The following is a 2459-nucleotide window of genomic DNA, read 5'->3' on the forward strand; positions in this document are numbered from 1 at the left end:
CCGGCCATGTGAATCAGGGATTCCAGCAAGGCGGTCGAAGCGCTGCAGCAGGTATAGAGCACCCGCACGCCGCGCGGATTCCAGCGCCCGCCACTGAAGGCGGCACCATTGCCGGACAGGTCTTCTGCTGCATAGTGCCCCGGCTTGTCCTTGGCCAGCCGGTAAAGCTTCACGCAGCCACTCCGAAGGCGATGCGGGTGAGAATATCGCGCACCCGGTCGTAGCCGGGTTGGGTATCGAGCACTTCCAGCGGCGTCATGCCGCCCAGCGTGGCATTGGCGCGGCGCATCCATTCGGCGGCCAGCCCGGCATCCTCGAACACGTCGGTCGCCTGTTCGTGAATGTAGAGCACACGGGCGATACGATCCGATTCGGCACCGGAGAGCCGCTCCTGGCGGGAAATCTTGCGCAAGATGGTCGAACTGGGCAGCCCCAGGCCGGTCAGCAAGGTCTGCAAGGGAATCTGCAACAATTCCTTGGCCACCCGTTCGGCGATGATGGCCTCCATGCCATCGCGGATGGTGCGCCCCTGGCTGATCGGGTCCATGCTGGCAAAGCGGCGGAAGTCATTGGGCCTGGCGCCCAGGCCATGCGTACTTTTATTCAATACGCGGACGGTGCTGGATCGGGTTGCCATGGCCTGCCTCTCATATGATCAGTCGTAGCCTCTCATCCTAGAGGCTTCTCAAATGAGAGTCAATCATCTACCAAATGAGAAAAACCGGAAAAGTCCCTTAACGCAACATGGCCGACATGGCCGAAAGACTGTTGAGCACCCGCACCGCATATTCCGCCGTGGGGGCATCGAACTCGACGGTGACGTTATCGCTACGTTCCAGGATCGGCAATTGGATAAACAGATCGGCCAACGCCACCGTCTGCGTCTGCAAGCGGCAGCGCAGCGGACCGGCCAGCGGCAGCACCGGCATCGACGCCGGTTGCGCCACCAAGGCCGCCACCGCCTGTCGTGCGCGTTCCTCCAGCAGCACGCAGGACTGCTGGGGCGTCAGCGAATCGCCGCTGTTGGCGCCATAGGCCTTCTTGGTCTCGGCAAACACGGCATGAGGAAACAGGGGCTGGTTTTCTTCGATGAAGGCATCGTCACCACTACCGAAGATCACCGGCACCCCATGCTCGGCTGCCAGCGCACCATACAGCCCCGCCTCCCCCATCTCCACCCCGCCCAGCCAGACGCGGGCAAAGGCGAAGCTGTTGCTGGTATGCGCCAGGATGCCGCGGCCCTGGGCACGCGAGTGGTAGCCCACCAGCATGACTGCATCGATATCGTGCTCGACCCCGCCCATCATGCCCAGCAAGCGCGGCTTGCCCAGCACCATGCGCGCCTGCGGATGCAGCAGGTCGGGCAGCAGGTTGCGATAGCCGCCGTGCGCATCGTTGACCTTGATGGCAGTGGCGCCGGCAGCCAAAGCACCGCGGATGACGGCATTGGCTTCCTCGGTCATCATGCGGCGTGCTCGTTCATATTCGCCATTGCCGGCACGGGTCTGCTCGGGATGAAAGACCCCGGCGACGCCTTCGATGTCGACAGAAACCAAAATATTGGCGCGTTTGTTCATATGCAGGTTTTTCCAGGGAAGTCGGGGGATCCAGCCAGCCGTTCACGCAGACTGACGCGCACGTGCCCATCACGCCCGCGCACCGTCTCGGCGGTTAGCAGCGCATGGATGATGGCTTGCTCGACACTGTCGGCCGCGGCATGGAACAAGGGGTCCAGCACCTGATCGGCCAGCAGCGCCATCTGTACGCACTCGGCCTCGGCCTCGATCTGCTGGGCTGTGGAGAACGCCAGTGCGATGTCGCCACTGCCGTGGCCATAGACCGAGCCGGTGCGTGCCAGGCCGGCACCGGCACGGGTGGCCAGGCGCTTCAACTGGCGCGCATCGAGCGGCGCATCGGTGGCCAGGATCATGATGATGGAGCCCTTCTCGGGCGCGCTGTCGCCATGCTCGGCGGCAGCCAGCCGGGCCCCGAGCGGGTCGCCGGCCAGGATCAGCTCGGGCAGCCGGCCGAAATTGGACAGCACCAAGGCGCCCACCGTGAAGACCTGTGCCGCCTGGCCCACCACGGCCAGCCGCGACGCGGTCCCGATGCCGCCCTTCAAGCCAAAGCTGGACATGCCCCGCCCTGCTCCCACCGAACCCTGCGCCACCTCCGGCGACAAGGCCTGCATGGCGGCCTCGAAATGCGCGGCCTGCACTGCCATGGCCTGCAGGTCGTTGAGATAGCCGTCATTGCATTCCAGCACCAGCGCGTTGACGGTGGGCAGGCTGCGCCCGCATTGCGGGTTGGCGCGCACGGCATGGGCAATCTGGGCATTCAACAACGTGCCCACGGCAAAGGTATTGGACAGCGCAATGGGCGTCTCCAGCAAGCCCAGCTCTTCCAACTGCACCAGCCCGGCGCTCTTGCCAAAGCCATTGATGACCGCCGCCGCCGCC

Annotated in this window: 4 protein-coding genes; all 4 read right to left on the reverse strand. The window is 64.5% G+C overall.

The features are described from left to right. A partial coding sequence (locus I5W_RS29645) for an RES family NAD+ phosphorylase (RefSeq protein WP_148289072.1) occupies window positions 1-173 on the reverse strand: 173 nt, incomplete at its 3' end. Continuing rightward, a complete protein-coding gene (parS, locus tag I5W_RS09130; RefSeq protein ID WP_044528985.1) occupies window positions 170-637 on the reverse strand; it encodes a type II RES/Xre toxin-antitoxin system antitoxin in 468 nt (155 codons plus the stop codon). The genes parS and I5W_RS29645, both read right to left, overlap by 4 nt. Before the next feature lie 97 nt (window positions 638-734). Beyond that, a complete protein-coding gene (locus I5W_RS09135) occupies window positions 735-1577 on the reverse strand; it encodes a M55 family metallopeptidase (RefSeq protein WP_044528986.1) in 843 nt (280 codons plus the stop codon). Next, window positions 1574-2459, reverse strand: an 886-nt coding sequence (locus I5W_RS09140; protein WP_044528987.1) for a P1 family peptidase, incomplete at its 5' end; no start/stop codon positions are given. The genes I5W_RS09135 and I5W_RS09140, both read right to left, overlap by 4 nt.

The organism is Herbaspirillum sp. B65 (assembly GCF_000333555.1).
In the GTDB taxonomy this organism is placed as follows: Bacteria; Pseudomonadota; Gammaproteobacteria; order Burkholderiales; family Burkholderiaceae_D; genus Herbaspirillum; species Herbaspirillum rubrisubalbicans.